Origin of the sequence: Novosphingobium sp. fls2-241-R2A-195 (genome assembly GCF_030209485.1) — a bacterium.
Taxonomy (GTDB): Bacteria; Pseudomonadota; Alphaproteobacteria; order Sphingomonadales; family Sphingomonadaceae; genus Novosphingobium; species Novosphingobium resinovorum.
This window is the reverse complement of sequence record NZ_JARVRY010000010.1, coordinates 161,497-187,846: the sequence shown is the minus strand read 5'-3', so window position 1 is coordinate 187,846 and position 26,350 is coordinate 161,497. Positions and strand designations below refer to the sequence as shown.

Sequence of the window (26,350 nt, the reverse complement as noted above, 5' to 3'; positions counted from 1 at the left end):
CTCGCGCTCGAATCCGCGATGGCCAAGCTCGACAAATACCACCTGCTGGTTCTCGGCGACTTCGCCTACATCTCGCGCGACCAAGCCGAGACATCGGTGCTCTTCGAGTTGATCAGCGCACGCTACGAGCGACGGTCGTTGCTGATCACCGCCAACCAGCCCTTCGGCGAGTGGAACAGGGTCTTCCCCGATCCCGCGATGACGCTCGCCGCTGTCGACAGGCTCGTCCACCACGCCACCATCTTCGAGATGAACGTCGAAAGTTACCGGCGGCGCACCGCTCAGGCCAGACGCACCGGTGCCGGGCGGCCTGCCGCATACACCACGCCAAAGGTTCTCGAGACCATCCGCGACAATCAGGATGAGAACGACGAACTTGCCAGCGACAATCTAAACAGGCACTGATCGACGCGCCGCGACAATCACATTCTCATCCTGATTGACGCGCGATCATCATCCAATTTGTCGCGCTACATCACCGCATCCGGCACTACGGCATGCTTGCTGGCGCATACCGAAAGGCCAACCTGGCCCTTGCTCGCGATCTGCTCAACGTTGCGCCCGAGCCTGAAGATCTCAGTGAGCAAGAACCGGCGGACCTGCGCCCACCATGCCCGTGTTGCGGCGGTCGCATGATTATTATCGAGACCTTTGAACGCTGGCGGCAACCGCGCGCGCCACCGGCAAAGCTTCTACCGATCCGGGAAACCGTGTCATGACCCGGCATGGCTCGACTGCCATCCCTCCCGCAAAACCTGAGTTGCGGGACACGAGCGCACTCGCGCCCACCGCCACTTGCCGCGAGAAGAGTCGCCTGGCGCCGAATAAAAGTCCCTCAGGAACGTCACCGATCACGATCGCCTTGCATCAATGGCGGCCCAATACCCGAGCCGACAACGATGCCCGGAAGGCTCCAGACCGCGCCGAAGCTGAAACCCCCATAGCTCATCTCTGAACCATCCGCGGGTCGTACATGTCCGGGTTTACGTACGCCTGACGGCGCCCGAAACCCTTCGACTTTCCGGGCTGTCCGCTTCGGAGCGCTCCATCGGAATAAGCTGCCGTTCAGGGATCTGGTCTTGCGCATTCTTGAGGAAGAGCGTCGGGCAATTAGAGAACCCCGCGGAACACGACCCAGACAATATGCTCGCCTTGTTGACGAATGGGTCAAAATCGAACCACCGGCTTAGGTTTCGAGCCGGTATTGACGGCTCAATCTCGTTGATCTTGAGATGTCCCACAGCCCGAACAAATCCAGTGGCATTCGCACCGATCCCCGGATGGGTGCCTCCGCCTCGGCGATAAGAAATCTGCAAATGGGGGTGCATCCATTACAACTTATGTTATTAATGTAAATTAATGTCTATTTCCCTGCCGGAGATCGTCTGATGCAACGATCGATACATGACCGCCTTGCGCAACTTGAAGCTGCCGTCCTTCGCACTGACGGCGCGATTTACGCGCTCCATGATCTGATCGCGCACTCGCTGGCCTCGGCACCAGAAAGTGAAGTTCGACGGACGATTTCGAAACTGAAATCGGAAGCCGATAATCTGGATGCTGCTCTTGGCCCGGAGCGAATCGCAGGTTACCGGGACGAACTGGCTTCAATCGAGCAAGAAATTGAATTTGTTCGCATTGAACCTCCAGGCGTGTTTGCACGCTTTCGGCGCGCGTGAGATTCATTTGCCCTAATCCGCTGGTAGCCGCTCTTTTCGCCGGGCGGAAAGGCGGTCGTCGCCCAAAGCATTGCCGTTCCGCGGGAACGGCAATGAGATTTAATTGAGGATTGGCGTAAGGCTACAAGACTGATTGGCACAAATCCTGGCGGCATCTGCAAATGCATCTTCTGAGCGGTGTTCCGCTTGCCCGAAGGACCACAGCAAATACCGGCAGCATAGCGCCCTATTCAATTTGCCTCCAAAGACCCGCATGCGCAATCGTACCCGTGATCGCGCATTTCATTCACAATCAAAAATCAATGTACGGAATGCTGAGGCGGCTCGTTCCATTGCGGTGGAAGTCCCGATTTTTGGGCAGTCAGTGATGATGGCGCGACACTTTAAGGGTCGCGATCCCACTTCAATGTCTCCGCTATCGCAGTAAGTAGCGCGTGGGCTTTTCCCAGCTGACCTTCCTCCGCGCCTGCGACTTCCGCAATGCTGGCCTGAACTTCCAACGCGGTCTCCACGATGTCGATGGCACGGGCGTTCGTCAGGGCAGCCTGCTCGATAAGTCCATGAATAAGGCTCTCAACAAGGAGCAATGCAGCCTGTCCATGCGGCTCAGGCGGTGAGTGAAGCGACCCGAAGGGCTCTTTTTTATTATCATCCACAGACATCTCACGCCTTTTCTTCCAGGCGAGAGATCGATTTTCAGCCGCCAGCGCCTGACTCGATACTCGACGACGGGGCAAGCATACCAAACGATGGCGTGAATACCACCACATAAATCAACAAATGACAATAACTTTGATCAATGTTTAATCTTGGGATGTCCGTGTATGCGATGAGGATGGCGAACAGGTTCGTGAACAAACTCAGTGAACTGGTCGAGCTGGCGCCCGATGATGTCTCCATGTTGGAAGCGGTCACGGCGCGAAGCCGGAAATATGCCGCTCGGCAGGATGTAATCCGCGAAGGTGACAAGCCCGGACCGGTGTTCGTATTGCTTGAAGGCTGGGCTTGCCGCTACAAGATTCTGCCCAGTGGGACGCGGCAGGTGATGGCATTCCTGATGCCTGGCGACTCATGCGATCTTCACGTGAATATTCTGGCGGAAATGGACCATAGCATCCAGGCAATTTCGCCGGCGCTGATAGCAACCATCTCGCGATCCGAAATGCAGGAAATGCTGGATGATTATCCGAACATCGCGCGGGCCATGTACGCTGCCCAGCTCATCGACGAGGCGACAATGCGGGCCTGGATCGTCAGCATGGGTCGCCGCAGCAGCATCGAGCGCGTGGCGCACCTGATGTGCGAACTCTATGTCCGCGCAAGGAGTATCGGCTTGGCTGACGACGACAGTTTTGCATTTCCCCTATCCCAGCTGATACTTGCGGACGCGCTCGGAATGACGGCTGTCCATATTAACCGGGTGCTGAAGGAATTGCGGCTGCGTGGGGCGATGGAGCTAAATCGCGGCAGCCTGAATATTATAGATCCGATAAAACTCGTTCAGATAGCCGGGTTTGATGAAAACTATCTTCACCGCCGCCTAAATAAATCGATACAATAAGATGCAATAGGCAATAATACTATTGACGATATTTTTGCGACCATAATCAGCCCTTAGGCGGTGATCGACTGCAATACGACTCGCACTGATTCAGTCCATTCTTGAGTTACGCTTCGATGTCGCTGGGACGCAGATATCATCCTATGAGCCAGACCTGCCATACTTTCTCCAGAGCCTTGCGATAAGGGGCTCAGCATCGATGCGGCAAGGGTTTACATAGGTTTTGACCGCATGGGCAATCAAGTCTTGGTCAAGCCAATGGGTCGCGGGGGCACGGTAAGAACCGTGACGATCGCCTGATTCTGTTTATGCTGGATTGCGGCCAAACTGTCGTACGCAGGTCGTACGCGCATATCGGCAAGGGCATGAGGCTGGTGTTGATATCGATTAGCTTGGCGACCTCACCCTCCGCGACTTGACGCAACCTATCGGCAGTGGGCATTTGAGCATTCTCGATTGAGGGCGCCAACTGCAGCGCATGGTGCCGGCGGTAAGGTCGCAAATCAGGTTGCTGATCTGACTTCATAACCAGCGACGACGGAAGATTTTCCATTCGGATTGCAGTGTCGCATCGCAAGAAAGCACATAATGGCCATCTTCGAGAAGATCGACGACGCCAAAACGTTCATTTCCGATCGCGGTCAAGGCAGCGACCGTGTCGATCGCGTCAATTTCGATAGGACCCTGCACCGGGTTAACCGACAAAATGGTGTAAAGCGGCATAATACCCCCGACCCATGTGGCTGCCGCGACGACTATGGGCGCGATAGGGTCGCACATCGCGCCCACGTCATCGCCAGATACCCGCACACTGACAACGCCTGGTCCCTTTAGTGGACGGCGAAAGATTGCACCGAAACGTGAAAGCGTGCGCAACATAGATCAAGTCGCGCTGAATTGAGTGGTGCCCGTTGAGGTCTGCTTCACCCCAGGGGCGCGCGCTTCGAACGCTGTACCTGGGAAGACACGGGATACGCCTTCTCCTGATGGCAGGCCCGTACAGTACTTTGGCGCACAACGACAGAGATATTAAGAGTTCGGCGCCAAGGTGGCCGCCTCTTGGTCCGTCTCTGCGGCGAATATTTTGTGATTTCGTACTTTGGGCTGCAACGGATGGGATTTGCGGCAACGCTGCTCACGCTTTGCGTCACCTCTGTCTGCGTCGGTGTCCGTTATCTCCGCTTGCCCAGTCTAAACGTGAGTACTGCCAAAGCCAGCGCGAATGCGATGGGCGTCTTCGCCCTCCTCGATCGCGCGCTGCCCGGTCAATACGTCCACCATGCAGTTGAAAAATTCCAGAGCTTCGTAAGGCGTTGTCAGCGGAAATTTCACTTTGGCGCCGATCAGGGCGTTCGCTGCATCTTCCTCGCTGGCATCGCGAAGTTGTATGAGCAGGACATCCTTGTGCGCGTTACAGGCATCGAGCTCGTTGCCAAGCAGGTCGGCAATCAATCTCATGAAGTCCTGCCGCTCTGGAGCTTGAGGATTTTCACGCAGGAAGTCCTCAATTGAGACTTTCGTGGAGGTGCCCCCTGACGAACGGTTCGCTTCGTGAATCACAGTTGTCTTTTCGGGACCGGCTGCACGAGCCAGATACCACTGATCGCCATTGGAACTCAGGGAAAATCGTAATATTGGATGGGTCATGGCGAGTACAACTCCCTACAAAGGGAAAGCATTTGCCGCAGGCCAGAAAGGCGGCTCACCATCACCACGGACCTCGCGCGCGATAAAAGGGGTATCGCCGGACAATACCGACTATCAGTTTGTCTGAAAAAACCTGCCGCATTTCTTCGGCTCCCTCCAGTCTTATACAGACAAGATGAGTGCCGCCGCTCGGGAGAGGCTCGATTGCACTGATTGATACCCGGTGCTCGGCGCATTGTCGCTCCACATCTGCCTGGGGAAGATCAATGTTGAGCAGACGGCTCACGACACAACCTCAAGACTGCGATCAGGGAACCAGACAGGGTTTTGCGAACTGCTGACCCAGCCGTTAGCTGCGGCTGCTCCAATCCCCAACTGGTGTTTGCTGATTTTATTCGCAGTTACCCCGGCGGCGGCAAGGTGCCGTGTCCTCGCAAGGCGAGTCGCCGAGCCACTGGCGCGCATAAGCGATAACTGATGCTCGAAATATTGGCGATTGAGATCCATGATATCGCTCCCTGTCATAAGCGGGAGCACTATGGTCTCTCAGTCCCTGGCGCTTATTTTGTCATGCGAGAGATTTCTAAAATGTAAGAAATGATAGTGATATTTCAATGTATGAATCATCAATCGAGGCATGAGGTCGTCGATTTTATCCTATTTTCATTGAATTTTCTGGAAAAATTATTGTATTTATATGATGCGTCATGCCGACGATGCGATCAATGGGGATTTGCGTGATCTGCCCCCTTCTGAGTGGTCCAAAATCTCTGTTATTTTGGACGACGAAGGAGTTTGGAAATGGGCAAGAAGCACAAGCCGGAGGAGATCATCGGTAAGTTGCGTGAGGCGGAGATCGTGCTGGCGCAGGGTGGGACGGTGCCGGATGCGTGCCGACGGCTGGGTGTCACGGAGCAGACCTATTACCGCTGGCGCAAGGAATATGGCGGGCTGAAGGTGGATCAGGCACGTCGGATGAAGGACTTGGAGCGCGAGAATGCCCGGCTGCGGCAGGCAGTATCGGAACTCACTCTGGACAAGGTTATCCTGCAGGAGGCTGCACGGGGAAACTACTGAGCCCCGCTCGGCGGCGACGCTGCATCGATCATATCAAGGCAATGATGCCGGTGTCCGAGCGACGGGTATGCCGTGTGCTCGGACAACACCGATCGACGCAGCGCAAGCTGCCACGCGGCGCCGATGACGAAGCGGCGCTGACCGAGGACATCATTGCGCTGGCCCGGCAATATGGTCGTTATGGGTATCGCCGGGTGACGGCGCTGCTGCGTGACGCGGGCTGGCACGTGAACCGCAAGCGGGTCGAGCGCATCTGGCGGCGGGAGGGGCTAAAGGTGCCACAAAAGCAGCCAAAGCGTGGACGTCTGTGGCTCAATGACGGATCGTGCATCCGGCTGCGGCCGGAATATCCCGGGCACGTCTGGTCGTATGACTTTGTCGAGGGCCGCACCCACGACGGGCGTAAGTTCCGCATCCTGTCGATCATCGACGAGGCCAGCCGAGAGTGCTTGGCCCTGCCGGTGGCGTGGCGGCTGCGCAGCGAAGACGTTCTGGCGGCGTTGGCGGAACTGTTCGTCACGCGTGGCCCACCGGCACATATCAGGTCCGATAACGTCCTGGGTCACGAAGGAAAGCGAGATTTGGTCAACAGATCTCTATGCGCCGACATTGAGCGGCGAGGCATGCATTCTGAGCCAGATGGCTTCCACCGTCAACGGGATCGCTCCCTGCCATAGCAAACACAGGATCCAGCGGCGCCGAAGCGGCCGTGGTCCTCACCGTCCTTAGAACGAGATACGCACCCAGGTGGAAGGCCCGAACATTATCTACATGGTCGCTTTCGCGCCCTCACGGCACTTGCAGAGAGGGGTCCTTCCACCTGGCATCCGACCGTTCAAGGAACGGTCGGTACTCTGTCCCCGTCTTGATGACGGCATGGGCAACGCGCGCCATCTTGGCGGTGAGCGCCGTCATCGCCTTGCGGCGACGATCGGCATCATCCGCGTGCCCGGCAGTGTATCGTCCGAGCTTGTCGCGGAAACTGTTGTTGCGCTGACGTGCGGCGACCTGGGCAGCCATCCAAAAGGTCCGCCGCAATCGCGCATTACCGTACTTGGACAGCATCGTGCGGCCTCGGAATGTACCGGACTGCCGGGTCGCAAGATCAAGACCGCAGAACTTCAGGAACTGACGGTGATGGCTGAAGCGGCGTAGATCGCCTGCCTCGGCGAGAATGGTCAACGCATTGATGGGCCCAATGCCGGGGATCATGCGCAGGAGCTGATAATCGCGGTTTTCGGCCAGCATGGCATGCGCCGTTCGCTCGATCTCGTCGCGCTGCCGGATCAGGTTGCGTGCTTGGGCGATCACCATGCGGAACATAGCGATCGAGACGGAATCCTCATCGACAGGTAGCGCCACGGAGGCGCAGGCGGTCTCGTAGATATCGTTGATCAGCCGGGCTTTGGACACCTTGCGGCCGACCAAGTCCCATGCTTCGCGGGAGAAAGTCTCCTGGCCGAGCACAGTCATGCTGGCTGGAGTCGGGAATCGTTCGAGCAGAGCAAGGAACCAGTCGGATCGGCTGTTGCCAGCGAAGCGTTCAATCTCCGGGAAATAGAGCGGCAGGTAGTGGGTCAGGATGCGATGCCATGTCTGCGTCTTAGCCTTGGAGATCGCCTCGTGCGTTTTCGACATCTCCTGCAGGTCGTTGATCCCGGCGGCGAGCGGATCGACGTATCGCTGGGTGGTGCCAATCCGCAGCATGTGCAGGATCACTTGCGCATCCTTGGAATCGTTCTTGTCCCAGCCATTGTGCAGAGCCTCGCGCGTTCGAGCCAAGGCAACGGACGAGATCAAGCGCAACTCGAAGCCGGCGGACAGCAGGCGATGCGCCAGCGTGCGATGGTAGTTACCAGTAGCCTCGAAGCCGACGATGATCGGACGCCCGATGTCGCTAAGATCCGTGGCCAGGCGATCATAATCTGCCTTTGTCGCCATCACCGTCATGCGACGTCGGCGTCCGCCTTCTGGACGTTCGATCAGGACCTCCTGGCGGTGTTTGGACATATCGATGGCTACCAGCACGGCGTCGGTGGGATTAGAGCTACGCTTGGTCATGGTCGGTCTGTCTCCAAAGGGTTGAGTCGACAACTTCACTTTAGAGACCTGCGGGCCGATCATGACCGCCTTGATGAAGCCTGCGGGCGCTACGCGCCCTTGCCTTCATCAAGGCAGTGCGCCCCTTCGAGGGGCCGCTTCCCAATGTGCTATGGCAGCGAATTTATCGCCAACGCCGTGCAACAATGGTTGGCCAGGATCGGCGTAAAGACGCTCTACATCACCCCCCGGTAGCCCATGGGAGAACGGCTATTGTGAGTCTTTCAACGGCTCGATGCGTGACGAACTGCTCAACGGCGAAATCTTCTATACCTTGGCCGAGGCGAAAATCCTGACCGAAGCCTGGCGGCGGCATTACAATACAGTCAGGCCGCATAGCTCATTGGGTTATCGGCCGCCGGCCCCGGAAACTGCAACGCCGCCATGGCCGCCCTCCGGTTCCGCTTCGCTCCACCTACGGGCGACCATGGCGCCGAAGGCGATCATGCACTAACAATCAAGCCGGACCACTCGGTGGGGGCCGATCAGCTACCAGCAGCCGGTTTCGCTCGGTGAACATCGTATCATGATGCGGCCGCGCGAGGCTTTTGACCAGCGTTTGCTCTCCGCCCGTCTCACGATCGACCCGGATCCGGCAGAACTGCGCTGGGTACACGATGTCTTCGGCAATTCGGTTGCGATCGCATCGTTCGAGCGGAGGGCCGCCATGCTCACGGTTATAAGTGAAGCGACGCTGGAACACGCCCCGATCTCGCAGAAGCATGTTGATGTGGAGGCATATGCCAGGCTGTTTCCCTTCACCTACTCGGCCGAGGACATGCCCGATCTGCTCCGCTCCATCGAGCGGCAGCACCTCGACCCCGAGCGCATTGTCGATAATTGGGTGCGAGCCTTCGTCAGCAATGACGGCAATACCACGACCATCGGACTGCTGACCGAGATGGCGACCAGCATCAAGCGCGACTTCACTTACGTGCCGCGGCACCAGAAGGGGACTCAATCTCCGATCGATACCCTCAAGAAACGCATGGGTACTTGCCGCGACTTCGCGGTGCTGATGATCGAGGCGGTGCGCGCGCTTGGTTTCGCGGCCCGCTTCGTTTCGGGGTACGTGTACAATCCCTCGCGCACGGAGGGCGTGGTCGGTGGCGGCAATACCCATGCTTGGGTGCGGATATTCCTCCCCGGCTCGGGATGGGTGGAGTTCGATCCCACCAACGGCATCATCGGCAATCGCGGCCTGATCCGCGTTGCCGTGGCCCGCGATCCCTATCAGGTTCTGCCATTGTCCGGCACGTGGTTCGGACTTCCGGCGAGCTTTCTGGGCATGGACGTCACCGTCGACGTGCGCCGTGCTGACCCCGATCAGTTCCCCTCAAGCGGCCATGGCGCCGTCAACAGCCGCCTTGCCGGCGCCTCAGGAAAGTAACCCTCATGCTGATCCGCTGCGGATATGACATACGCTTCGATACCGAGACGAAGACTGCGATGATGGCGATGCTGAGCCTGCATCCCTCTCGCCATCAGGACCTGCGTTCACCGCAGCGCCTGCTGGCCGAACCCGATATCCCGCTCTATCATTTCGAGGATGGTTTCGGGAACATCGCGACCCGTCTGACCGTACCCCCGGGGGGCGTAACCCTGTCATGCGACTTCATCATCGAGGACAATGGCGAGCCTGACATGCGCCCCGGCAATGCGCCGCAAATGAACAGTGACCTCGCAGATGAAATTGCCGCTGATGCCGGCCTTACCAAAGCCGACGCGCGCAAGATCGTCGACGCCGTATTCATCGCGGTCGCGGATGCCGCGGCCAAGGGCGAGGAAATCTCGCTGAATGGCTTCGGCAAACTCAAGGTCAAGGACACCCCGGAGCACGAAGGGCGCAACCCCGCGACCGGCGAAGCGATGACCATCAAGGCTGCCCGCAAGTTGTCCTTTACGCCCGCGAAGGCCGTCAAAGACAGGTTGAATGGTTGACAAAACGACTGCGGCGTCCTTCTCATGAGGACGCCGCGTTTTTGCCCCCATAGTGATGCGCCCGACGATTGAGGGTACTTTCGTATCGCGGGAAGTCGCGAGGGCTTGGAAAATTCTTCCGAGCCCATCTTGACGCCTCTCCGGCCGTTCAGCTGCCGATTTTCATTCCCAAGTGCGATCTCCGCTTTCCTGTTCTGGATGCCCAAGTTGGCCGATTCCAGAACGACGTCTTAAGGGTTCAGATCGGCAAATAGCTGCCCGTCGGCTTCCGTGTAGGGCATCAACGCCGAGGGAATCTCCTGCCAGTCGGCAGAGCGCCCCAAAGGCGACATAAGTAACCTTGTCGGCGGAGATGATCACGGTCATAAACTTAGGCGATAAGGTCGTCGAGGTGGATAGGCAGTGTCAGGGAAAGCTTGCGCCGTACCTTTCCGATATGGTCCTCACGAGATCGAGGTTCTGGCGTTCCGCCATCCCTTGGCAGGCAATCAGTTCGTCAAAGGAACAATTGAGGCGTCCGAAAGGCCGGAGGCTGCTGCGACGCGAGAATTGTATGAAGAGAGCGGGCTGCAATTAACCGCGAGTCCCATATTCTTGGGATCTTCGACAATTGGGTTACCTCCCCTCCAGTGGCATTTTTATGCGTTTCGCTCGTCTGACCTACCCGATCACTGGGACCACCAAACGGAAGATGGCGGTGGCCTTACGTTCTCATTCTTTTGGCAACCCGTTAGAGGCGATCTCGACAATAAATGGCACCTCGTTTTCCATGACGCGTTCCAGCTAATAAAAGCGTCCCTGCAACGTACACTGAGGTGACAAGACCAACAGCGTTTTGTTCGCTTTCCACCCCTTGAGCGCAAAATCTGCCAGCCAGCACACGCCCTAGTCCAGGCATGCCCACGGCGTGATCGCACACGTGCGCAACGGTGCCGTTACCTGACAACCAACGCGGTTGCTGCGGGGGCCCAGCCACCACCCAGCGCCCGGAATGACGCGATCGCGGATTGCGTTGCACTGACTTGTGCGCGCACCCGAGCATCGCGCGTTGCAAGCAGCCGTGCATCGGCATCCAGAACTTCGATGAGGCTGACCACGCCGCCCTTGTAGGCCGTGGCCGATGCCGTGCGAGCCCGCGCCAGCGAGTCTTCGCCTCGTGACAGGACGGTCTGTTGCCGCTGCCGCGCTGCCAGCGCGGACAGGGCGTCTTCCACGTCCTGCGCGGCGCGCAGGACAGCGAGGCGATAGGCGGCCAGTTGCTCGGCGTTGGCTCCGCGAGCTTGCGCGACTTCGGCGTCGATCCTGCCGAAGTCGAACAGTCTCCAGCGCAGACCGGCAGCACCCTGGGCCTGGAGAGCATTGCCGGTGAACAGGCCGGACGTGCCCATCGTGGCCGTCCCCAGCAGCCCGGACAGAGTGAGCCTGGGGTAATACTCGGCAAGAGCGGCGCCGATCCGTGCGTTGCTGGCCGCCAGCCGGCGCTCGGCCACGATCACGTCGGGACGGCGACGCAGCAGTTCGGCCGGTGTCACGGCATCGCCCAGCATAGGGGCCAGCGGGACGGGCCGTACCGCCTCCAGCAGTGGGCGGTTCGTGCCGGGCACATCGCCGAGGAGCACGTCCAGCGCATTCATCGCCTGTTCGAGATTGGCCTGAAGGTCGGGCAGGGTGGCTTCCACCTGCGCGAGCGCCCCTTCGGCCTGCCGCACCTGTAATTCCGCCGCGACGCCCTTTGTGTATTGCAGGCGCACGGTATCCAGCAAACGGCTCTGCGTCTCGACCTGATCGCGGGCGACCGCGAGCCGGGCCTGCAGACCACGAATGGTAACGTAAGTGTCCGCCGTCTGCGTTTCGACGATAAGGCGCGCTGCGTAAGTTCCGGCGAGGGCGGCCTGATAATCAGCCAGTGCGGCCTCCCGTCGGCGGCGCAGGCCCCCGAACAGGTCGACCTCCCAGCTGGCACCGAGATTTGCCTCGTACTGGTCGCCGTCGCGGTCGTATCCTGGCTGCGCGCTGGCGATGCGGCCGACCGGGGTTTCATTGGATTGGCGTGCTGCGGCCGCCTGTGCCGTCGCGGTGCCGGATGGCAGCAGCGCCGCGTTCGTGCTTCCCAATTGCGCGCGTGCCTGGCCGGCCCGCGCGACGGCCTGCGCAAGGTCGAGATTCTGCGCGAGCGCGCGAGACACGAAGGTGCTGAGAAGCGGATCGTCGAACCCGTCCCACCAGCGGGTGAGATCGGCAGTTCCCACCTCTGTTCCAATGGGCTGCTCTGCGACGGGCGAGCCGATGAACTTGCCCGGCAGGGCGACCTGTGGGCGATGATAATCGGGGCCGACGGCGCAGCCGGCAAGCGCCAGCGGCGCGCAGAAGGTGACGCAGACGCGCAAGAACATGGGCGGTATCCAGGCTGGATGAGTGTTGTGACTTATATTCTATAATGGTCACTCGTTGTCAATCGGGGACGAATTCGCTATTTCGTGATCATGACTGAAGAGACATTCGATACACTCGCCGTCGGGCATCGCGGGCCCGGGGACCATGCCATTCGCGAGCAGATCGTGGAGGCCGCGGAAGCGCACTTTTCCCGGTACGGCTACAACAAGACGACGGTCTCCGACCTCGCCAAGGCGATCGGTTTCTCAAAGGCCTACGTCTACAAGTTTTTCGATTCGAAGCAGGCGATCGGGCAGGCAATCTGCGCCAAGACGCTGGAGCGCCTTCTGGCTCAGGCCCAGGCAGCGGTCGCGGATGCCGGCCCTGCGACCGAGAAAATGCGGCGATTCTTCAAGGCAATCGTGACCGCGAGCGCGGAGTTGTTCTTCGACGACCAGAAGCTCTACGAGATTGCGACTCACTCCGTGGTCGAGCAGTGGCCTTCGTGCCAGGCCTATTGCGCCGCGCTGGAACAGATGGTCCGAGACATCGTGGCTGAAGGCCGCGCCGCCGGTGAGTTCGAGCGCAAGACGCCGCTGGACGAGACGGCCCGCGCCATCATGAAAGCGATGGAATCGTTCCATAACCCCGTCATGCTTCAGTACAAGCTGGACAGCCTGCCCGATGGCCCCACCGAAGTGGTAAACCTGATCCTGCGCAGTCTCGCACCATAAAATGCGGCGTGTGCGTTGTGACTAGTTGACAATATGGTCACTTGAATGAGAATTGCGGGCCTGACTTCCTCAGGCAGGACTCGCCATGTCGACCGCTATCGCAATCTCCCTTCGCCATCCGGCCGCCCGTGTCGCGGCGCTTGTTCTTCCTTTGATGCTCTCCGCGTGTGGTCATGCCGAAGCTGATCCCCGGACCGAGCCGCCACTCGTACGCACAGCTCTTGCAGGCGTTGCCCACGACAACGAGGAGAGTTTCACAGGAGTGGTCTCCTCGCGTGTTCAGAGCGATCTTGGCTTCCGCATTGCCGGAAAGGTCGTGGCGCGCCTGGTCGATACTGGGCAGGTGGTGCGGCGCGGTCGGCCGTTGATGCGGATTGATGCCACGGACTACGTACTGGCCGCGCGCCAGTCTCAGGGATCCGTGAGCGCTGCGCGAGCCGCTGCGTTGCAGACGGCTGCCGATGAGCGGCGCTATCGTGATCTCGTCGGCGCGGGCGCGGTATCGGCATCGGCCTACGACAAGGTCAAGGCCGATGCCGATGCAGCCAGGGCGCAGCTGGCCGCGATAGAAGCACAGGCTTCGGTGTCACGAAACGAGGCCGGTTATGCCGTCCTCGTCGCGGATGCCGATGGCACGGTGGTCGAGACGCTCGCAGAGCCGGGTCAGGTCGTCAGTGCCGGGCAGCCCGTGGTTCGCCTTGCCCATGCCGGTGCGCGCGAGGCGGTGGTCGCCTTGCCGGAGACGCAGCGCCCGTCCATCGGCTCCACCGCGCAGGCCAGCCTGTTCGGCGGCGCGACGGCGACCGCACGGTTGCGGCAGTTATCCGACGCCGCCGATCCGCGTACCCGGACATACGAAGCGCGTTTTGTGCTGGATGGCGCTGCGGCTCGCGCCCCGCTCGGCTCTACGATCACGGTAAATCTGGGGCAGGCCCGGACATCGTCCGGCGTCGAGGTGCCGATCGGCGCCCTCTACGATCGGGGGCGGGGACCGGGCATATGGACAATCGATAAGTCGAGCCGGGTCCGCTGGCGGGCCGTGCAGGTCGCCGCGATCGGTGGCGAGACGGTGCGCGTGAGCCGAGGCGTCCGGCCGGGCGAGCGCTTCGTCTCGCTGGGCGCGCACCTGCTTCACGATGGCGAGCAGGTCCGCGTCATGGGCGGGATGGCAGCGCGATGAGCGGCTTCAACCTTTCCGCTCTTGCCGTTCGTGAGCGGGCGATCACGCTGTTTCTCATCATCGCACTGTCGATTGCCGGCTTGGTAGCCTTCCTCAGCCTGGGCCGCGCGGAGGATCCCGCCTTCACGGTCAAGGTCATGACCGTCGTCACCGCATGGCCCGGCGCCACTGCGGAGGAGATGCAGGATCAGGTCGCCGAGCCGCTGGAAAAGCGCCTGCAGGAACTCTCATGGTACGACCGTTCCGAGACCTTCACGCGGCCCGGCCTTGCCTTCACCACGCTGACGCTCAAGGACATGACACCACCGGCCGATGTACCCGAAGAATTCTATCAGGCGCGCAAGAAGCTGGCCGACGAGGCATCGAAGCTGCCGCGCGGCGTCGTCGGGCCTATGGTCAACGACGAATATTCCGACGTCACTTTCGCGCTCTATGCCCTCAAGGCCAGGGGGGAGCCCTTGCACGTTCTGGCCCGAGAGGCCGAGGCCCTGCGCCAGCGCCTGCTTCATGTCCCCGGCGTGCGAAAGGTCAATATCGTCGGCGAGCGCCCCGAACGCATCTTTGTCGAGTTCTCGCAAGCACGTCTGGCGACATTGGGCGTCAATCCGCGCGACATACTCTCGGCCCTCGCCGCGCAGAATCTGGTGACACCCGCGGGTTCGATCGAGGCGAAGGGGCCGCAGGTCGTGGTGCGGCTCGACGGCGCGTTCGACGGGCCCGACGCGATCCGGGCTATCCCCATCGTCGCGCAGGGCCGCACGCTGCGCCTGTCCGATATCGCCGAAGTGAAGCGCGGTTACGAAGATCCTGCCAGCTTCATCGTCCGTCACGAGGGCGAGCCGACGCTGCTGCTCGGTATCGTCAAGCGCGATCGCTGGAACGGACTGGACCTCGGGAAGGCGCTCGACGCGGAAGTCTCCAAGATCGGCACCGAACTGCCGCTGGGCCTTTCGCTGACCAAAGTCACCGACCAGGCTGTCAATATTCAGGAGGCAGTCGGTGAGTTCATGCTCAAGTTTTTCGTCGCGCTCGCCGTGGTCATGGCGGTGTGCCTGATCTCCATGGGCTGGCGTGTAGGCATCGTCGTGGCCGCCGCCGTGCCTCTGACGCTGGCGACGGTGTTCGTCATCATGATGGCGACCGGGCGCGAGTTCGACCGGATCACGCTGGGTGCTTTGATCCTCGCGCTCGGCCTGCTCGTCGACGATGCGATCATCGCCATCGAGATGATGGTGGTGAAGATGGAGGAAGGCTTCGATCGCATAAAGGCCGCAACCTATGCCTGGAGCCATACCGCGGCGCCGATGCTGAGCGGTACGCTGGTGACCGTGATCGGGCTGATGCCGGTCGGCTTCGCCAAGTCCAGCGCAGGCGAGTATGCGGGCAACATCTTCTGGATCGTCGGCTTCGCGCTGATCACCTCGTGGATCGTCGCGGTCGCCTTCACGCCCTATCTCGGCGTCAAGCTGCTCCCCGAGATCGGGCAGATGAAGGGCGGTCACGACGCGATCTACGATACCCCGCGCTACAATCGCCTGCGCCGCATCCTGTCGGGTGTAATCCGGCGCAAGTGGACGGTTGCGGGCGCCGTCGTCGGCGCCTTCGTGATCGCCGTGTTCGGGATGGGCGCGGTGAAGCAGCAGTTCTTCCCGACCTCGGATCGGCCCGAGGTGCTGGTCGAGGTGCAGATGCCCGAGGGCACCAGCATCGAGCGTACCAGCGCCGCCAGCGCCAAGGTCGAGGCATGGCTGCGCAAGCAGCCCGAGGCGCAGATCGTCACGGCTTACGTGGGGCAGGGCGCTCCGCGCTTCTTCCTGGCTATGGCCCCGGAACTGCCGGATCCCTCGTTCGCCAAGATCGTGATCCGTACGCCGGATGAAGCCTCGCGCGAGGCATTGAAGCTCCGCATCCGGCGCGCAGCGGCGGACGGGCTGGCCCCGGAAGCGCGGATTCGTGCGACGCAGCTGGTGTTCGGGCCGTACTCTCCGTTCCCGGTCGCATTCCGCGTTAACGGGCCGGAACTCGCCAAAGTGCGGGAGATTGCCGCCGAAGTCGAGCAGGTGATGCAGGCGAGCGGCGACATGCGGCAGGTCAATACCGATTGGGGCGAGCGGGTGCCGACGATGCACTTCGTGCTCGATCAGGATCGCCTGCGAGCAATGGGGCTAACGTCGCAGGAGGCTGCAGAGCAACTGCAATTCTTCCTGACCGGCACCACCGTCAGTCAGGTGCGCGAGGATATTCGCAGTGTCGATGTCGTGGCGCGCAGCAACGGTGCGGAGCGGCTCGATCCCGCACGCATCGGCGGGTTTACGCTCGTCGGCGCGGAGGGACAGCATGTGCCCGTGTCGCAGATCGGCCGTTTGGAAGTCCGCATGGAAGACCCCATCCTGCGGCGCCGGGACCGGGTGCCGACGATCACCGTGCGCGGCGACATCGCGGAGGGGCTGCAGCCGCCGGAAGTGTCGATGGCAATGGAGAAGGCGCTGGCGCCTGTGAAGGCAAAGCTCCCGCCCGGCTATCGCATCGACACGGCGGGCGCGATCGAGGAAGCGGGCAAGGCGAATGCGGCGCTGGCGGCGGTGTTTCCGATCATGATCGCGTTGATGCTGACCGTCATCATCTTCCAGGTCCGCAGTTTCTCGGCGATGGCGATGGTGGTGGCGACCGCGCCGCTGGGACTGGTGGGCGTGGTGCCGACGCTGCTGCTGTTCGGGCAACCGTTCGGCTTCAATGCCATCCTCGGGCTGATCGGTCTGGCCGGTATCCTGATGCGCAACACGTTGATTTTGATCGGACAAATCCACAGCAACGAGGCTGACGGACTCGATCCCTACCATGCCGTGGTGGAGGCGACCGTGCAGCGCGCGCGGCCGGTGATCCTGACCGCGCTCGCTGCGATCCTGGCGTTCATTCCGTTGACGACTTCGGTGTTCTGGGGCTCGCTTGCCTACACGCTGATCGGCGGAACTCTGGGCGGAACCGTGCTTACGCTGATCTTCCTGCCGGCCCTCTACGCTATCTGGTTCCGCATCCGTACCGATGCGCCGAAGAGCGGCACTGAACGGCACCGAGAGGGCACGAAGGTACACCTGCCGGCATGAGAAAGGACCCGGCCGCTCATCGAGACGCGGCCGGGCAGGTCCACTAGGGCGACCATGTCGAAAGACAAGTTCCCACCCGTGACACCTTGTGCATGTGCAATTGCACATTACATCACGCTCATGCCCGATGGACCTTCCGCTTGCTACAATCTTGCCGCGCGTCGCCACGCGCGTGCGCTCACGCGGCTGTACGACCGGCACCTTGCGCCAGCGGGTCTGTCGAGTTCACAGTTCTCGATCCTCGCCGTGACCGCGCGGGGAGAGGCGATGACGATCGCGGAACTGGCGCACGCCATGGTGATGGAGCGCACGACCTTGATGCGCGCCGTCTCGCGGCTGGAGGCGGAGGGGCTGATCGACCGGCGCCAGCCCGAAGGTACGCGCAGCATAGTACTGACGCTGACGGCAGCCGGGCGCGACAGGCTGACCGCGGCGGCGCCGTTGTGGCGGGCGGCGCAGGAAGCTTACGAAACGCAGGTTGGCGCGCAGGAAGCCGCGCGTCTCCGCGACAATCTGCAACGACACGCTTTCGAGGAGTGACCATGCGGCGCGCCAGCAAAGCCGCGTGTTGAAATGTGCAATTACACTTATCCCTTCCCAAGTTCCGATTTTCAGGAGACCGCCATGCAGTACAGAACATTCGGACGCACCGGCATGCAGGTGGCGCAGATCGCGCTGGGCACCGGCAACTTCGGCACCCGCTGGGGCCACGGCGCCGAGCCGCGTGAAAGCGAGGCGATCTTCAACGCCTATGCCGATGCGGGCGGCAACTTCATCGACACCGCCGACGTCTACCAGTTCGGTGAGGCGGAGGAGCTTCTCGGCGGTATGCTCAAGGGCAGGCGTGAGGATTTCCTGCTAGCCTCCAAGTTCACGATGGGCGCGGCGCCCGACGCGGGTCGTCTCGTCCTTGGCAACAGCCGCAAGGCGATGGTCGCGTCGGTGGAAGCCAGCTTGCGGCGCCTCGGCACCGACCGCATCGATCTCTACTGGGTCCACCAGTCTGACGGGATAACGCCGATGGAGGAGATCCTGCGCGGGCTCGACGATCTCGCGCGGGCAGGCAAGATCCTCTACGCCGGGCTCTCCAACTTCCCCGCCTGGCGCGTCGCGCGGGCGGTGACGCTGGCGGAGGCCGCGCGCAGCCTGCCGCTGGCGGCCGTGCAGTTCGAGCACAGCCTCGTCCATCGCGCGCCGGAGGCGGACCTTTTCCCCGCCGTCGAGGCGCTCGGGCTGGGCGCGGTCACATGGTCGCCGCTCGGCGGAGGGATGCTGACCGGCAAGTACCGCAAGGGCGAGGCAGGCCGGGCCGAAGGGCTCGGCGGCCGGGTGTTCCAGCCGGAAAACAGCGCCAAGCGCTCTGCCGTGCTCGATGCCGTGCTGGCGGTGGCCGAGGAGGCGGGAATCACCGCAGACCGCGTCGCCATCGCGTGGGCAGGAACGCATGGCGCGGTGCCGCTGATCGGCCCGCGCACGCTGGAGCAGCTGCGCAGCAATCTTGCCGCCGTCGACCTTGTCCTTTCGCCTGAACAGATCGCGCGCCTTGATGCGGTCAGCGCGCTTGATCCCGCATCGCCCCGGCGCAGCGAAGCTGCTGTCGCCTGACTGCAAGCAAACGGAGTGAATATCATGTCCCGTACCGAAATCGTGCTCGCACAGCCGGTGCGCACCGCCATCGGCGCCTTCAACGGAACGCTGAAGGACACCCCCGCCACCGTGCTTGGCGCGGCCGTCATCGCCGAGGCCGTGCGGCGGTCGGGCCTCGCGCCCGACCACGTGGGCTCGGTCGTCATGGGGAACGTCATCCAGGCGGGCAACCGTATGAACCCGGCGCGGCAGGCTGCGATCGGCGGCGGGCTGCCGGTCTCGGTTCCGGCGCTGACCGTCAACCGCGTGTGCGGATCGGGCGCGCAGGCGATCCTGTCCGCCGCGCAGGAAATCGCAATGGGCGGCATCGAGGCGGCGGTTGCGGGCGGCATGGAGAACATGGACCGTGCGCCCTACCTGCTCGAAGGCGGTCGCTGGGGGCTGCGCATGGGGCCCGGCGCGGTGCTCGACAGCATGCTGACTGACGGGCTTCATGATGCCTTCTCGGGCGAACATTCGGGCTGGCACACCGAAACGCTGGTCGACATCACCGGGATCGGGCGCGAGGAGCAGGACCGCTTCGCGCTGCGTTCACAGCAGCGCTTCGCCGCCGCGCGCGATGCGGGACTGTTCGATGCGGAGATCCTTGCGCTCGAAGTCGCGGGCGGCAGGGCGGGCAAGATCGCATTCGGCACCGACGAAGCACCCCGGCCAGACACGACGGCGGAAAACCTCGCCCGGCTGAAGCCCGCGTTCCGGGCAGGCGGCACGATCACGGCAGGCAATGCGCCGGGCCTCAACAGCGGGGCCGCCGCAGTCGTCGTCACGCAGCGTGCCTTTGCCGAAGCTGCGGGAATCGAGCCTTACGCACGGCTGGCGGGTTACGGCGTTGCAGCGGTCGAGCCGGGGCTGTTCGGGCTGGGGCCTGTCCCCGCCGTGCGGCAGGCGCTGGACCGCGCAGGCTGGGCCCTAGGCGACGTCGAGCGGATCGAGATCAACGAGGCTTTCGCAGTGGTGCCGCTGGCGGTCATCAAGGAACTCGGCATTCCCGAGGACATCGTCAACGTCGAGGGCGGTGCCATCGCTCACGGTCATCCGATCGGCGCGACCGGCGCGGTGCTGACGACGCGGCTGCTGCATTCCATGCGCCGCGACGGCTTGCGCCGCGGCGTGGTGACGCTGTGCATCGGCGGCGGGCAGGGCATCGCCCTCGCATTGGAAGCGCTATGACAGTGCAGGCAGCCGTGCCGAAAACCACTCTTTCGTCGCCCGTGCGGCAGATGGATGCGCGCACCCGCGCGATGATCGAGGGTCCGGTCGTGCCGATGATCCTGCGGCTCGCCCTGCCCAACGTCCTCATCATGCTGACGCAGGCGTCGACCGGCCTGATCGAGACATGGTGGGTCGCGAAGCTGGGTTCCGACGCGCTGGCGGGCATGGCGCTGGTATTCCCCGCGCTGATGCTGATGACCACCTTCTCGGCCGGAGCCCTTGGCGGCAGCATATCGTCGGCCGTGGCACGCGCGCTTGGCGGTCGGCGGCAGGTGGAGGCGGACGCGCTCGTCCTCCATGCCGTGGTGGTCAACATCGTGCTTGGCCTTGCGTTCTCGGCGCTCTTCCTCGTGGGCGGGGAGCGCATCTACCGCCTGATGGGTGGGGAAGGCGCCAGCCTGCATGCCGCGCTCGTCTACTCGGACGTCGTCTTCGCGGGCAATGTGTTCCTGTGGCTGATGAGCGGCCTTTCCAGCGTGATCCGGGGGACGGGCAACATGCGTTTCCCGGCGCTCGTGACCTGCATCGGCGCGCTGTTCCTGATCCCCGTCTCGCCGCTGCTGATCTTCGGCTTCGGCCCGGTCCCTGCGCTCGGCATCGCCGGGGGCGGCGCCGCGCTGGTCGTCTATTACGCCGCTGGCACGCTGGCGATGGCCTGGCATATCCTGAGCGGTCGCAACCCCGTCCGCTTCGTGAGGGCGTCGCTGCGCCGCGACCTGATCGTCGGACTGCTGCGCGTGGGCGGTTTTTCGGCGCTCAATTCGGTGCAGACGAACCTCGTCATCGCCGGGACCACGGCGCTCGTCGCCTCGGGCGCGGGGCTGGCCGCCGTGGCCGGGTACGGGACCGGGGTGCGGCTGGAGTACCTGCTGATCCCGCTCGTGTTCGGGATCGGCGCGCCGCTGATCGCGCTCGTCGCCACCAATCTGGGGGCGGGACAGGTCGCCCGCGCACGGCGGATCGCGCTGACGGGAGCGGCCCTGGCGTTCGCGGCGTCGGAGACGGTCGGCCTCGTCGCGGCCGCCTTTCCGGCGGCGTGGATGGGCCTGTTCACGCATGACCCGCAGATCGTGCGCCTCGGCAGTGACTACTTGCGCCTGGTCGGGCCGTTCTACGGCTTCTTCGGTGTCGGCCTTGCCCTTTACTTCGCCTCGCAGGCTGTCGGGCGATTGCGCTGGCCGATTGCGGGCGCCACCGCCCGGCTCATCGTGGCGGTGGGGGGAGGGTTCCTCGTCCTGCGCTACACCGGATCGCTCACGGACCTGTTCGTGTGCATGAGCGTGGCGCTGGCGGCATACGGTCTTCTGGTTCTCATCCCCGTGGGACTGCGTCCCTGGGCAGGGGAGGAAGGCACCGGCGCAGATGGCGAAGCGGTCAGGGCATGAGCCCTGAGGGGACTCTCGAACACCGGGAACATCCCGCGGATGTCCTGTCTCTCGTCGAGAAGCGATGGCTGCTTCGCATTGTCGATGCGCTTTCGAATGGGCCTCTTCGTTTCAGCGACATCCGGCGGCGGCTGCCGGGCATCAGCGCGAAAATGCTGACGCTGCGACTGACCGAGATGCAGGCGCTCGCACTCATCGAAATGGTGGTGCCGTCACGCCCGGAAGTGCGGGCCTACGAGCTGACCATGCGCGGCCAGATGCTGCACAGGGTCGTCAAATCCGTGCGGGAACTGGAGCAGGGTGGCCTGATCGTCGATCGCAAGACCGAAGATCCGTCAGCGCCCGTCAGGCGACCAGCCGGTCGCCTTCGATCGTGATCCGATGCATTTCGCGGCGATGGCCATGGTAGTCGTTGCGCGCCAGGTGCCAGGTCGCACGGTTGTCCCAGAACGCGATGGACCCGGGCTTCCACTTGAATTCGTGTGCGAATTCGGGCGCGAGGCTGTGAGCGTAGAGTTCGCGCAACAACTGCTTCGAGGCGTCCTCGTCCCACCCCTCGATGCCGATGGTGAAGCCGGGATTGACATAGATCGCGCGCTTGCCGCTGAGCGGGTGGACCAGTGCGACCGGATGCGTCACTTCGGCGAGCGCGTCGGCCGCCGCCGGATTGCCGATGCGGTCACCCGATCGAAAGTCGCTGTCGGCAACTTGGGCGCGGGCGTAGCTGCCGAAGACATGCCGGGCCGAATGGACTGCCTTGAGGGTGGCTATCTCGCGTTTGAGGTTTTCGGGCAACCCGTCGTAGGCGAGGTACATCGAGGCGAACACGGTGTCTCCCCCCGCCGGCGGCAGTTCGCGCGCGACGAGGATCGAGCCCAGCGCGGGCACTGCATCATAGCTGTGATCCGTATGCCAGCCGCCGCCGATGTTGTCCTGCTGCCAGGGCTCCTTGACGACGAGCGCGATTTCTGGATGCGCCGGGTGCGCCTTGAAGAAGCGGTTGATGTTGATCGCGCCCCAGCGCCTGGCGAAGGCGATGTGCTGCGCCTCGTCCAGCTCCTGGTCGCGAAAGAAGATCGCGCCTTGGCGTACGAACGCCTCGCGCACGAGGGCGAAATCGTGCTCGTCGATGCGGGCCAGATCGACGTCCCGTACTTCCGCGCCGAATGTGTCGTTCTCGATGATCCGCATGGTCAGCTCCGTGGTGGTTGTTTCTGCATGTTGCCGGCGATTCGGCGCGACAGGGCGCGGGGGACCAGCCGCGTCCCGAAGGCGGCGAACCGGTTGGCGAGCCCGGGTACGACCACGGCGCGGTTGTGCTCGAGGCCATCGAGCCCGGCGCGCGCCACCGCCGCCGGATCGGCGACCAGCGAGGCCGAGCGGAACGCCGCCGTGGTGTCGAGATGCGCCACGTCGGCGAATTCGCTGCGCGTGGGGCCGGGGCACAGCGCGGTGACGTGGACGCCGGCCGCCTTCACTTCCTCATGCAGCGCCTCGCTGAACGAGAGGACATAGGCTTTGGTGGCGAAGTAGACCGCGACGTTGGGCCCCGCCTGGAACGCGGCGATCGAGGCCAAGTTTAACACGCCGCCCGCGCCGCGCGCGACGATGCCGGGCAGCAGCGCCACCGTCAGTTCGGTCAGGGCGCGCACGTTGAGGTCGATCTGGCCGGTCTGGAGTCCGGACGGAATGGTGGCGACGCTGCCCTGCTGCCCGAAGCCCGCGTTGTTGACGAGGATATCGACCTCGATCGCGCGGCGGGCAAGTTCCGCCACCAGCCCGGCGACGCCGCCCGGCGCGGCAAGGTCGGCGGGGATCGCGGCGAGCGCGCCGATTTCGGCGGCGAGTGCCTCGATCCGGTCTGTGCGACGCGCGGTCAGGATCACGCGATGGCCGCGCCGGGCGGCCTCGCGCGCGATCTCGGCGCCGATGCCGCTCGATGCGCCGGTGACTAGGGTGACCGGGTTCGTCAGGGTGGCAAAGCTGCTCATGATCGTGTCATCCTCATTCGGCGGGAGCCGGGGCGGCCTCGTCCCCGGCCTGGAGCGCGCGGCGGATTTGCGCATGGCGATCTTCGTCGAGCGGGAAGCCCCAGACAAGCGCGGCGGACAAGCCATGCGCCAACGCCGGTCCCAGCGCGAAGACCCATTTCAGACCCTCCAGCCCTTCGGACGCAGCGCCCGCGCGCGGATCGAAGCCGAGCCAGGCGATCAGGGGCAGGGCGACACCCACCGCGACCGCGATCGCCGCCTTGCCCGACAGGCTGAACACCGAGAAGAACAGCCCCGCGCGGTCGGCGCCGGTCTCCAGCCGGTGCTTGTCGGCGACGTCGGCGACGATCGAGCGCAGCATCAGGTTGCCGCTGTTCTGCGCCAGCCCCTGCGCCACCGTCAGCACGACTAAGGGCGCGAGGCTGCCGGGGGGCACCGCCAGCAGGCCCAGGTTGATGACCATCTGCGCCAGTTCGCCCAGCACGGCGGCGCGGTGCTTGCCCAGGCGATAGCCGATGCGCAGCCAGATCGGGCCGGCGAAGACGCCGAACACGAACTGGAACAGGAACAGCCCGCTCGCCCACTGCGGCAGGCCCATGTAGAAGCTGACGAAGAAGATGAACAAGGTGCTGCGGATGTACTGACCCAGCGTCACCGCGAAGTCGGAGCCGAGCACGCGCAGCAGCAGGCGGTCGCTCACCACCAGCGCCACGGCGCGGGCGAAGGGCAGGTTCACTGCCTGGCGTGCGGGCGGCGACGGTTCGGGCACCGCGAACAGCGTCAGCAACACCGCCGGGACCAGCGTGAGCAGCACCCAGCCGCCCATGATCGCCATCTTGAACTGGCCGTCGCCGGGGCGAACCTGGTCGGCGATCGTCGGCAGCGCCAGCGCCAGGCCAGTGGCCAGCACCGTGACGACCTGCTGGTAGGTCACGATGCGGGTGCGTTCATGATAGCGTGCCGACAGTTCGCCCGACCATGCCAGCAGCGGCACCTGCACCATCGTCCAGCCCAGGTAGACGACGAAAAGAACCGCCCCCAGGGTCAGGGCGTTGATCGTGCCGCCCGGCGGAAAGAACAGCAGCGCCGCGCCTAAGCCGAACAGCGGCGCGCCGGCGGCGATGAAGCTGCGACGGCGCCCGAAGGCGGGGCGGGCGCGGTCGCTGAGCAGGCCGATCAGCGGGTCCGAGAGCATGTCCCACAGGCGGCCGAACAGGAACACCGCCCCGATCGCGGCGAGCGGCAGGCCGAAGTCCTGCGCGTAGATCGAGGGCAAGTGGACCGCCAGCGGCAGCCCCACGCCCGCGAGCGGAAAGGCGACGCCCGCAAGCCCGGCGAGACGCCAACCCGCGAGGCGGTTCTCGTTCTGGGAATGAACAGTGCTCATGCTGCGCTCCTGCGTCCGGCGGGCCGTGGCAGGCCGAGGTTTTCGCGCAAGGTGGTTCCTTCGTATTCGGTGCGGAACAGGCCCCGGCGCTGCAGTTCGGGAACCACGAGGTCGGCGAAATCGTCGAGGCCGCCGGGGAAGGTGGGCGGCAGCACGTTGAAGCCGTCCGCAGCGCCCGCGCGGAACCAGTCCTCCATGCGATCGGCGACCTGCACCGGATCGCCGATCACCACCCAGTGCCCGCGCGCCGCCGTGATGCGGCCGACCAGCTCGCGCACCGACAGGTTCTCCTCGCGCGCGAGATCGACGAACAGTTGCTGGCGGCTCTGCCAGCCTTGCGTGGGCGGGGCATCGGGGAAGGGGCCGTCGAGATCGACGCCGCTCAGGTCCCAGCCCAGGATCGCCGAGAGCAGGCCCACCCCGGCGCGCGGATCGACCAGCGATTGCAGCGCCTCGAACTTTTCGCGCGCCTCGGCCTCGGTGCGGCCGACGTAGGCGGTGATGCCGGGCATCACGAGCACGTCGTCGCGCCGCCGCCCGTTGGCCTCGGCCTGGTCCTTCACCCCTTGCGCGAAGGCGACCGCGTGCGAGCGCAACTGCTGCGCGGTGAACACCACGTCGGCGGTCGCGGCGGCGAGGGCTTGCCCGTCCGCCGACGATCCGGCCTGGACCAGCACCGGGTGGCCCTGCACCGAACGGGCCCATTGCGCGGGCCCCGCGACGCTGAAGAATTTACCCTTGTGATCGGCCGGGTGGAGCTTGTTCACGTCGAAGAAGCGCTGGCCCGCCTGGTCGAGCAGGACGGCATCGTCCTCCCAGCTATCCCACAGCTTGCGCACGACCTCGACATATTCGGCGGCGCGTTCGTAGCGCTCGTCGTGGCCGACCTGGTTGTCGAGCCCGAAGTTGTGCGCCTCGAACTCGGTGCCCGAGGTGACGAGGTTCCAGGCCGCGCGGCCCTTGCTCAGGTTGTCGAGCGAGGCGAACTTGCGCGCGGTGTGGTAGGGCGCGAGGTAGCTGGTGGAGACGGTCGCCAACAGTCCGACGTGGCGCGTCGCCGGGATCAGCGCGCCCAGCAGGGTCAGCGGCTCGAAGTGGTAGACGGGCGCGGCCTTCTCCACCAGCGGGTTGGTGCCGCCCAGCAACGCCACGTTGTCGGCGAAGAAGATCGCGTCGAACCGCGCCCGCTCGGCGGTCTGGGCGATGCGCACGTAGTGGTCGAGGTCGAACAGCGCGCCGGGATCGACGCCGGGTGAGGCCCATGCGGCGACATGGTGTCCCACGCCCTGGATGAATGCGCCGAGGCGCAGTTTGCCGTCTGCCGCGGGCATC

At 63.5% G+C, this 26,350-nt stretch carries 23 protein-coding genes and 4 pseudogenes; 17 read left to right on the top strand and 10 right to left on the bottom strand.

The genetic code is table 11. From position 1 onward, the window contains the following. The 3 genes and pseudogenes from QRN25_RS09800 to QRN25_RS09790 form a co-directional block, all read left to right on the top strand. A partial coding sequence (locus tag QRN25_RS09800; RefSeq protein ID WP_285019205.1) for an ATP-binding protein occupies positions 1-405 on the top strand: 405 nt, incomplete at its 5' end. 71 nt (positions 406-476) lie between these two features. Beyond that, a pseudogene (locus tag QRN25_RS09795) lies at positions 477-719 on the top strand (IS91 family transposase); the annotation flags it as partial. 669 nt (positions 720-1,388) lie between these two features. Further along, on the top strand, positions 1,389-1,679 hold the full coding sequence (locus QRN25_RS09790) for a hypothetical protein (RefSeq protein WP_285019202.1): 291 nt from the start codon (positions 1,389-1,391) through the stop codon (positions 1,677-1,679). Between the two features lie 383 nt (positions 1,680-2,062). Here the strand turns inward: QRN25_RS09790 and QRN25_RS09785 are convergent, their stop codons facing one another. After that, complete coding sequence (locus tag QRN25_RS09785) at positions 2,063-2,341, bottom strand: hypothetical protein (protein ID WP_285019199.1); 279 nt, start codon at positions 2,339-2,341, stop codon at positions 2,063-2,065. A gap of 188 nt (positions 2,342-2,529) precedes the next feature. On the opposite strand from QRN25_RS09785, the gene QRN25_RS09780 reads away from it, so the two are divergent. After that, complete coding sequence (locus QRN25_RS09780; RefSeq protein WP_285019197.1) at positions 2,530-3,240, top strand: Crp/Fnr family transcriptional regulator; 711 nt, start codon at positions 2,530-2,532, stop codon at positions 3,238-3,240. A gap of 522 nt (positions 3,241-3,762) precedes the next feature. On the opposite strand, the gene QRN25_RS09775 is transcribed toward QRN25_RS09780, so the two are convergent. From QRN25_RS09775 to QRN25_RS09765, 3 genes are all read right to left on the bottom strand, one after another. Next, positions 3,763-4,119, bottom strand: a complete 357-nt coding sequence (locus QRN25_RS09775; protein ID WP_285019195.1) for a hypothetical protein — start codon at positions 4,117-4,119, stop codon at positions 3,763-3,765. A gap of 312 nt (positions 4,120-4,431) precedes the next feature. Then, positions 4,432-4,887, bottom strand: coding sequence for a hypothetical protein (locus QRN25_RS09770; RefSeq protein ID WP_285019193.1), 456 nt, complete (start codon positions 4,885-4,887; stop codon positions 4,432-4,434). A 282-nt stretch (positions 4,888-5,169) separates the two neighbouring features. After that, the gene (locus tag QRN25_RS09765; protein WP_285019192.1) at positions 5,170-5,394 is read right to left on the bottom strand and encodes a hypothetical protein; all 225 of its coding nucleotides are present in this window, start codon (positions 5,392-5,394) and stop codon (positions 5,170-5,172) included. Positions 5,395-5,688: 294 nt separating this feature from the next. Between QRN25_RS09765 and QRN25_RS09760 the strand changes: the two are divergent. Further along, positions 5,689-6,518, top strand: a pseudogene (locus QRN25_RS09760) (IS3 family transposase); the annotation flags it as partial. Between the two features lie 213 nt (positions 6,519-6,731). On the opposite strand, the pseudogene QRN25_RS09755 reads toward QRN25_RS09760, so the two are convergent. Further along, positions 6,732-8,025 (bottom strand): annotated as a pseudogene (locus QRN25_RS09755) (IS110 family RNA-guided transposase). Between the two features lie 153 nt (positions 8,026-8,178). Between QRN25_RS09755 and QRN25_RS09750 the strand changes: the two are divergent. From QRN25_RS09750 to QRN25_RS26355, 4 genes and pseudogenes are all read left to right on the top strand, one after another. Next, positions 8,179-8,518 (top strand): annotated as a pseudogene (locus QRN25_RS09750) (integrase core domain-containing protein); the annotation flags it as partial. A 72-nt stretch (positions 8,519-8,590) separates the two neighbouring features. Beyond that, positions 8,591-9,454, top strand: coding sequence for a transglutaminase family protein (locus tag QRN25_RS09745; protein WP_502910448.1), 864 nt, complete (start codon positions 8,591-8,593; stop codon positions 9,452-9,454). A 278-nt stretch (positions 9,455-9,732) separates the two neighbouring features. After that, on the top strand, positions 9,733-10,005 hold the full coding sequence (locus QRN25_RS09735) for an HU family DNA-binding protein (RefSeq protein WP_285019216.1): 273 nt from the start codon (positions 9,733-9,735) through the stop codon (positions 10,003-10,005). A 402-nt stretch (positions 10,006-10,407) separates the two neighbouring features. Then, positions 10,408-10,824, top strand: a complete 417-nt coding sequence (locus QRN25_RS26355) for an NUDIX hydrolase (RefSeq protein WP_350224248.1) — start codon at positions 10,408-10,410, stop codon at positions 10,822-10,824. Positions 10,825-10,940: 116 nt separating this feature from the next. On the opposite strand, the gene QRN25_RS09730 is transcribed toward QRN25_RS26355, so the two are convergent. Further along, positions 10,941-12,398: an efflux transporter outer membrane subunit gene (locus QRN25_RS09730; RefSeq protein ID WP_285019191.1), complete on the bottom strand. Its 1,458-nt coding sequence runs from the start codon at positions 12,396-12,398 to the stop codon at positions 10,941-10,943. 90 nt (positions 12,399-12,488) lie between these two features. Here QRN25_RS09730 and QRN25_RS09725 point away from each other — a divergent pair, with 90 nt between their 5' ends. From QRN25_RS09725 to QRN25_RS09690, 8 genes are all read left to right on the top strand, one after another. Continuing rightward, a complete protein-coding gene (locus QRN25_RS09725) occupies positions 12,489-13,112 on the top strand; it encodes a TetR/AcrR family transcriptional regulator (protein WP_285019188.1) in 624 nt (207 codons plus the stop codon). An 85-nt stretch (positions 13,113-13,197) separates the two neighbouring features. Continuing rightward, positions 13,198-14,292, top strand: a complete 1,095-nt coding sequence (locus tag QRN25_RS09720) for an efflux RND transporter periplasmic adaptor subunit (protein WP_285019186.1) — start codon at positions 13,198-13,200, stop codon at positions 14,290-14,292. Next, complete coding sequence (locus QRN25_RS09715; protein ID WP_285019184.1) at positions 14,289-17,396, top strand: efflux RND transporter permease subunit; 3,108 nt, start codon at positions 14,289-14,291, stop codon at positions 17,394-17,396. The genes QRN25_RS09720 and QRN25_RS09715 overlap by 4 nt, the downstream gene beginning before the upstream one ends. A 120-nt stretch (positions 17,397-17,516) precedes the next feature. After that, positions 17,517-17,936, top strand: coding sequence for a MarR family winged helix-turn-helix transcriptional regulator (locus QRN25_RS09710; protein WP_285019181.1), 420 nt, complete (start codon positions 17,517-17,519; stop codon positions 17,934-17,936). A gap of 84 nt (positions 17,937-18,020) precedes the next feature. After that, entirely contained in the window at positions 18,021-19,001 is a 981-nt protein-coding gene (locus QRN25_RS09705) for an aldo/keto reductase (RefSeq protein WP_285019179.1), read from the top strand. A 24-nt stretch (positions 19,002-19,025) separates the two neighbouring features. Further along, the gene (locus tag QRN25_RS09700) at positions 19,026-20,213 is read left to right on the top strand and encodes a thiolase family protein (protein WP_285019177.1); all 1,188 of its coding nucleotides are present in this window, start codon (positions 19,026-19,028) and stop codon (positions 20,211-20,213) included. After that, a complete protein-coding gene (locus QRN25_RS09695; RefSeq protein ID WP_285019175.1) occupies positions 20,210-21,640 on the top strand; it encodes an MATE family efflux transporter in 1,431 nt (476 codons plus the stop codon). The genes QRN25_RS09700 and QRN25_RS09695 overlap by 4 nt, the downstream gene beginning before the upstream one ends. Next, the gene (locus QRN25_RS09690) at positions 21,637-22,017 is read left to right on the top strand and encodes a winged helix-turn-helix transcriptional regulator (protein ID WP_285019173.1); all 381 of its coding nucleotides are present in this window, start codon (positions 21,637-21,639) and stop codon (positions 22,015-22,017) included. The genes QRN25_RS09695 and QRN25_RS09690 overlap by 4 nt, the downstream gene beginning before the upstream one ends. Here the strand turns inward: QRN25_RS09690 and QRN25_RS09685 are convergent. From QRN25_RS09685 to QRN25_RS09670, 4 genes are read right to left on the bottom strand one after another with little or no spacing between them, the layout of a single operon-like run. Further along, positions 21,986-22,831 (bottom strand): TauD/TfdA dioxygenase family protein, encoded by an 846-nt coding sequence (locus tag QRN25_RS09685; protein WP_285019170.1) that lies wholly within the window; start codon positions 22,829-22,831, stop codon positions 21,986-21,988. The two genes, QRN25_RS09690 and QRN25_RS09685, sit on opposite strands and share 32 nt — an antisense overlap. A 2-nt stretch (positions 22,832-22,833) precedes the next feature. After that, entirely contained in the window at positions 22,834-23,631 is a 798-nt protein-coding gene (locus tag QRN25_RS09680; RefSeq protein WP_285019168.1) for an SDR family NAD(P)-dependent oxidoreductase, read from the bottom strand. A gap of 13 nt (positions 23,632-23,644) precedes the next feature. Then, entirely contained in the window at positions 23,645-25,018 is a 1,374-nt protein-coding gene (locus tag QRN25_RS09675; RefSeq protein ID WP_285019167.1) for an MFS transporter, read from the bottom strand. After that, positions 25,015-26,349, bottom strand: a complete 1,335-nt coding sequence (locus QRN25_RS09670; RefSeq protein WP_285019165.1) for an LLM class flavin-dependent oxidoreductase — start codon at positions 26,347-26,349, stop codon at positions 25,015-25,017. The genes QRN25_RS09675 and QRN25_RS09670 overlap by 4 nt, the downstream gene beginning before the upstream one ends. Position 26,350: the final 1 nt, after the last annotated feature.